Source organism: Parahaemophilus parainfluenzae (assembly GCF_001055095.1).
Lineage (GTDB): Bacteria > Pseudomonadota > Gammaproteobacteria > Enterobacterales > Pasteurellaceae > Haemophilus_D > Haemophilus_D parainfluenzae_Z.
Genome location: NZ_JVHG01000015.1, coordinates 202286 through 208495, shown reverse-complemented (window position 1 = coordinate 208495; position 6210 = coordinate 202286). Strand labels below are relative to the sequence as shown.

The window sequence follows — 6210 nt, the reverse complement described above, 5'->3', positions numbered from 1 at the left end:
ACGTAAAGGTGCAGTACGTAAAGCTAAACTTTACTACTTACGTGAACGTTCAGGTAAATCAGCTCGTATTAAAGAGCGTTTGGGCGAATAATTCGCAAATAAAAAAGGCTTGGTTTTCCAAGCCTTTTTTGTTTTTAAGTGCGGTCAACATTAAGACCGCTTCATAATTTCAAAAAACTCATCGTTGGTTTTCGCCACCATAAGTTTGTCGATGAGGAATTCCATCGCTTCCACTTCACCCATTGGGTTAAGGATTTTGCGAAGAATCCACATTTTTTGTAATTCATCTGGTGTGGTAAGTAAATCTTCTTTACGCGTACCAGAACGGTTGAAGTCAATCGCTGGGAACACACGTTTTTCTGCAATTTTGCGAGAAAGATGTAATTCCATGTTACCAGTACCTTTAAATTCTTCGAAGATAACCTCATCCATTTTTGAACCGGTATCAACAAGTGCGGTTGCAATAATGGTTAAACTACCACCTTCTTCTACGTTACGGGCGGCACCAAAGAAACGTTTTGGACGATGTAAAGCATTTGCATCCACACCACCAGAAAGAATTTTACCTGATGCTGGCGTAACGGTGTTATAAGCACGTGCCAAACGAGTGATAGAGTCGAGTAAAATCACCACGTCTTTTTTGTGCTCTACAGAACGTTTTGCTTTCTCGATAACCATTTCAGCCACTTGAACGTGACGAGCGGCTGGTTCATCAAAGGTAGAGGCAATCACTTCACCTTTTACTGAACGTTGCATTTCTGTTACTTCTTCTGGACGCTCATCAATTAAAAGCACAATAAGTTCACATTCAGGGTAGTTGTGCGTGATGCTTTGTGCAATATTTTGTAGCAACATGGTTTTACCGGCTTTTGGTGGAGCCACGATAAGACCACGCTGACCTTTACCAATTGGAGAGGCTAAATCCAAAATACGTGCGGTTAAATCTTCAGTTGAGCCATTACCACGTTCCATTCTTAAGCGAGAATTGGCGTGTAATGGGGTTAAGTTTTCGAAAAGGATTTTGCTACGAGAGACTTCAGGTTTGTCATCGTTGACTTGGTCGACTTTTAAAAGTGCAAAATAGCGTTCACCTTCTTTTGGTGGACGGATTTTGCCTTCGATTTTATCACCAGTTTGAAGATTGAAGCGACGAATTTGACTTGGAGAGACGTAGATGTCATCAGGACCAGCAAGGTAGGAACTGTCTGCAGAGCGTAAGAAACCGAAACCATCGGGTAAAATTTCTAACACGCCGCCGCCAAAAATATCTTCACCGCTCTTTGCGTGTTGTTTCAAAATAGCAAAAACAATATCTTGTTTACGTAAACGGGCAAGATTTTCCAAACCCATTTGTTCTTCGCCAAGTTTCACAAGATCAGAAACAGGCGTATTTTTAAGTTCTGTAAGATGCATAATTAATAATGTTGGAACGAATAAGAGTTGATAACACTGAAATGTTTGAATGGTGGGCAATGCCCTTAAGAATGGTGCGTAAATTACCACTAAAATCTAATACTGTCTAGTTTTTGTTAGAAAAAACAGGGTAAAATAACAGATCATGAAGAGATTATTATTGCATATTGATTAATTATGCGTAATAATTGAATAATTAATCGATTTTAAAGTTAAAAGAAGGATAACCTATGGCTCTCTGGGGTGGTCGTTTTACACAAGCGGCAGATAAACGTTTTAAAGATTTTAATGATAGCCTGCGTTTTGATTATCGCTTGGCAGAACAAGATATTGAAGGCTCCATTGGTTGGTCTAAAGCCTTAGTAAATGTTGGTGTATTAAGTGCTGAAGAGCAACAACAGCTAGAAGTTGCCTTAAATGAATTATTAATCGAAGTGCGGTCAAATCCACAAGCGATTTTACAAGATGATGCAGAAGATATTCATAGCTGGGTAGAAAGTAAACTTATCGATAAAGTGGGTAATTTAGGCAAAAAATTACACACGGGTCGTAGCCGTAATGACCAAGTTGCACTCGATATCAAAATGTGGTGCAAACAGCGTGTAATCGAGTTACAAGAGTCTGTTCGTAATCTTCAACGCCACTTGGTGCAAACTGCGGAAAATACGCAAGATGCGGTGATGCCGGGTTATACTCATTTACAACGTGCTCAACCCATCACTTTTGCCCATTGGTGTATGGCTTATGTGGAAATGTTTGAGCGTGATTATTCACGTCTCACTGATGCTTATAAACGCATGAATAGCTGCCCATTAGGTAGTGGTGCACTTGCAGGCACCGCGTATGCAGTCGATCGTGAACAATTAGCTACCGATCTTGGTTTTGCTTTTGCGACGCGTAATAGTTTGGATAGCGTTTCTGATCGTGACCATATTGTGGAATTACTTTCAACAGCTTCTTTAAGTATGGCGCACCTTTCTCGTTTCGCAGAAGATATGATTATTTTTAACAGTGGTGAAGCGAATTTTGTGGAGTTATCAGATCGTGTGACTTCAGGTTCATCTTTAATGCCACAAAAGAAAAATCCGGATGCTTGTGAATTAATTCGTGGTAAAGCTGGTCGTGTAATGGGCGCATTAACTGGTATGTTGATGACATTAAAAGGTTTACCGTTAGCGTATAACAAAGATATGCAAGAAGACAAAGAAGGGATCTTTGATGCGTTAGATACCTGGCAAGATTGCGTAGATATGGCGACTTTTGTACTAGATGAATTAAAAGTGAATACCGACCGTACACGCGAAGCCGCATTAAAAGGCTACTCAAATGCAACAGAGTTAGCGGATTATCTTGTAGCAAAAGGTGTACCATTCCGTGATTCTCACCATATTGTCGGTGAAACCGTGGTTTATGCCATTGAAAAAGGAAAAGCCTTGGAAGACTTAACCATTCCTGAATTCCGTCAATTCAGTGATGTGGTAGGGGATGATGTATATGACATTCTTTCACTACAATCTTGTTTAGATAAACGTTGTGCGAAAGGTGGGGTTTCACCACTTCGTGTGGCAGAAGCAATTGCAGAAGCAAAAGCGAGATTAGCTTAATTAGCGTAAATCAAAAGAGCGGTCAAAAATGTTGTGTTCTTGAACTATTCCAAAACTTTCTATGGCTATATTATTCAAACAATACTTTTTATCGACATATTTTGACAGTCCTATCTTTCTCTAATAGGATTGATAGCTAGGCGTTTGATAGTGGATTCTTTGGTATAAATGTAATATCAGGTGAGTACTTTCGGCAGCTTTTCTATCACTAATATACCATTCGGATAGAGATTAAATTCGGTAAGTAATAAGCTCATAATTAAAGACATATAAATTCAGTGATATCCGTCAGCCAGTTCAATGGTAAAATCGTTGCACGCAAAGAAGCTAAGCATTTGGTTTTGTATGGCAGACTTTGAGTTTATTTGCGCATAACTCATTTGTTCGTTATAGCCATTTTTAAGGTGGTAATCTTTTAAAAAGGCCTGTAAATTAAGTCGAAGTCGACGTTTTAGCAATAAGATATTGTGCTCTCTAACATTTTGCTGTTCGGCGTAAGTATTCTAACTCTATATCATCAGGAGTGCGTTTTGCCATGAAAGCAACATTCGGTAAAAATTTGGTCAGGTAAATAAACCCCACATAACGCCCTCATTTTCAGAGATAAAATATTTTGTCTGTTGACTAGTTCATTTGGATTTAAATAACTACAGGATATAAATTTCTTCCATAAAAAAACCGCTTGTAGCTAGTACGACAAGCGGCTTTTTCATACTAAAAATCTAACTATTGAATAGCTTTTGTTGTACCATTTTCTTTCGCTTTCTTATAAGCGTTACGGAACTTCTCTAATTGCTGACGTTTAAATTGTGCTGCAGTCATTTCAATTACTCCTTAGTAAGATGGGGTCTTTATGACAAAGCAATTATTTTCTCTGCCTAACTTTACAGCTGGTTTAAAGTCTGCCATAAAATCACTAGGATTACAACACATTTTGTTATACATTCTGGCGAGAGATTCCCTTTCTGCGATAAATACATAACAATCTGGCTTGAATAATTGATAATGTTTATACATTAACTTTTCAAGATGCTTTTTTAATTTTTTGATTTCTGTCTTACCAAATTTATGTTCCAATGGTGGTGCATACAAATCAACGTTACCATTTTCAATATATTCTTTTACGGCAAATTTTATGGAATAGGTCTTTTTATCTTTAATCAATTTAATAATATCCGAATTAGATTCATTATCAGTGAAGAAAGATAACGCATCTTGATCATCAGAAAATATTGCCATATAAGTAACATTTACGATAATAAAATCAGCATAAATATAGGGAACGTCATCATTGACTGTTTCAAAATGATATTCGCTCATAGTTATAATAGTTAAATGAGAAACATAGTACTCGAGCAATTGAATAAGATCAATTTAAATATTAATTATTTTCTCAGAAACTTGAACAGTTTTACGCATAAATGTTACTCTTACTTGCTCTTACAATAAAGTTAGGTCTAAAAACTGTGTAATGTATTATCGATTTTACTGTGAGATGGTACGTTCTGTTTTCGCACCGAAGAACAATCGATAGATAACATAATCCATCAAGCTCACATAGTTTTTGGCAATAAATTCATCAAACTCCAGATTAGACATTACAAATTCAGGTTTCACAGCATAAGTTTTTGGGGAGAAAAAGGTTTCATTCCTCCAGAAAAACTTTCTATTGCTGCATTATCCAAGCAATGCCCTTTTTTCGACATACTTTGACAAATCTCATTTTTCACTAATAAGTGTTGATGATTAGGCATTTGATAATGAATTCTTTGTTCTGAATTTAATATTAGATGAGCATTTGGGGGCAGTTTTAATAACGTTTGTAACGGCATTTTTTGCACTAATAGTATGTGAACGATAACTTAACCCATAAGTAATAAACTCATTATTAAAGCAACCTAAAATTAGTGAGAAGTAGACTTTCTCGTCTTTCTATTTTAAATTTTGTGATATATCCGTCAGCCACTTATCATTTAGTTTGCTCCAAATACGGGGAAATTTTGCCTTGATAAGTATTATGTTTATGTTGTTTCTGCGAACTAAGTCTATTTATTCAGGCCTTGTATATGCTTGTTGTTTATAACTACTAGCTTTCGTTCACTCAGCGACAGCTATTATTTGGCTCTGCCGGTTTGCTTAGACCCTCTTCATTATCTCGTACAACTTTTTTTGAAGGGGCATCTTTGACTGCCCCTTAGTTTTTATTGTGGAAGTGGATCCATTAATTCAAGGATTTTATCAGTAGGCTCTTTTATATCGAAACTCGATTCCATTAATAATGAAAAAGTCTCGTCATTTCGTTTGCAAGCTGCATGAGAAATTAGCTTACCTTTCTCATTACGCAAATCGATAGTAACTTGATTGATGCCCGTTTTATCTGCGGCGCTCTCTTTTATTATCGTCCACAACTGATTATTTTCTGTTGGTGGAAGAAAAAGAGTCGCTTCTGTGGCATAAGCTTGTAAGTAAGCATTATCTATCGTTTGATCAGCCACATTCACATCGTTTTTCATGTAAGTGAATGTTTTAAGATTATTTAGCGCGACCCAAAGTTTTTCCCCTTTGGTGCTTTCACATTTTACAACATCAATGACGCTATCACCGAGATTCATGGCATTCTCATTTGCGAACGAACATAGTGGAACGGCAGCCAAAAATACCCACAGATATTTTTTCATTAAATTAATCTCTGAAGTTATTAAATTGGAATGGTTGGCCTAATTCAGCGCCTTTCACCAATTGAATAACGGCTTGTAAATCGTCACGTGATTTACCGGTTACGCGTACTTGTTCACCTTGAATTTGAGTTTGAACTTTGATTTTGGAATCTTTCACTAATTTAGTGATTTTTTTCGCCATCTCTGTTTCAATCCCTTGTTTTAATTTGATTTCTTTGGTGTAAAGTTTGCCGTGATGTTCACTCTCTGTTGGAATATCCAATGAGCTATGCTCAATACCACGTTTTACAAATGCGCCAATCAAGATTTCAATTAATTGCTCTAATTGGAAATCAGATTCAGTCGTCACTTTCACGGTTTCGCTTTTTTCATTTAATTCAATGACCGCTTCCACGCCACGGAAATCATAACGTGTACTTAATACGCGGTTTGCATTTTCAACCGCATTACGTACTTCGTGCATAGTAATTTCAGATACGATGTCAAAAGATGGCATAAATTTTCTCCCAAAATGA

6 protein-coding genes are annotated in these 6210 nt (G+C 36.9%); 2 read left to right on the top strand and 4 right to left on the bottom strand.

Annotated elements, in window-relative coordinates:
- Positions 1 to 91: 50S ribosomal protein L19 (locus ADA56_RS04880; RefSeq protein ID WP_049369572.1), on the top strand; the 91-nt coding region annotated here is incomplete at its 5' end.
- 59 nt (positions 92 to 150) lie between these two features.
- On the opposite strand, the gene rho is transcribed toward ADA56_RS04880, so the two are convergent.
- Positions 151 to 1413 (bottom strand): transcription termination factor Rho, encoded by a 1263-nt coding sequence (gene rho, locus ADA56_RS04875; RefSeq protein ID WP_005695393.1) that lies wholly within the window; start codon positions 1411 to 1413, stop codon positions 151 to 153.
- Between the two features lie 230 nt (positions 1414 to 1643).
- On the opposite strand from rho, the gene argH reads away from it, so the two are divergent.
- Positions 1644 to 3017 carry an argininosuccinate lyase gene (gene argH, locus ADA56_RS04870; protein ID WP_049369571.1) on the top strand — a complete coding sequence of 458 codons (1374 nt, stop codon included), beginning with the start codon at positions 1644 to 1646 and terminating at the stop codon, positions 3015 to 3017.
- Between the two features lie 834 nt (positions 3018 to 3851).
- Here the strand turns inward: argH and ADA56_RS04865 are convergent.
- The 3 genes from ADA56_RS04865 to ADA56_RS04850 form a co-directional block, all read right to left on the bottom strand.
- Positions 3852 to 4337 carry a hypothetical protein gene (locus ADA56_RS04865; protein WP_049369570.1) on the bottom strand — a complete coding sequence of 162 codons (486 nt, stop codon included), beginning with the start codon at positions 4335 to 4337 and terminating at the stop codon, positions 3852 to 3854.
- Between the two features lie 881 nt (positions 4338 to 5218).
- Entirely contained in the window at positions 5219 to 5695 is a 477-nt protein-coding gene (locus tag ADA56_RS04855; protein ID WP_239658987.1) for a hypothetical protein, read from the bottom strand.
- A gap of 4 nt (positions 5696 to 5699) precedes the next feature.
- On the bottom strand, positions 5700 to 6191 hold the full coding sequence (locus ADA56_RS04850) for a YajQ family cyclic di-GMP-binding protein (protein WP_005695407.1): 492 nt from the start codon (positions 6189 to 6191) through the stop codon (positions 5700 to 5702).
- Between the last annotated feature and the right edge of the window lie 19 nt (positions 6192 to 6210).

Excerpts from the sequence above, each read along its gene's own strand:
- rho (WP_005695393.1), bottom strand. The coding sequence starts at position 1,413 with ATGCATCTTACAGAACTTAAAAATACGCCTGTTTCTGATCTTGTGAAA.
- argH (WP_049369571.1), top strand. The coding sequence starts at position 1,644 with ATGGCTCTCTGGGGTGGTCGTTTTACACAAGCGGCAGATAAACGTTTT.
- ADA56_RS04865 (WP_049369570.1), bottom strand. The coding sequence starts at position 4,337 with ATGAGCGAATATCATTTTGAAACAGTCAATGATGACGTTCCCTATATT.
- ADA56_RS04855 (WP_239658987.1), bottom strand. The coding sequence starts at position 5,695 with ATGAAAAAATATCTGTGGGTATTTTTGGCTGCCGTTCCACTATGTTCG.
- ADA56_RS04850 (WP_005695407.1), bottom strand. The coding sequence starts at position 6,191 with ATGCCATCTTTTGACATCGTATCTGAAATTACTATGCACGAAGTACGT.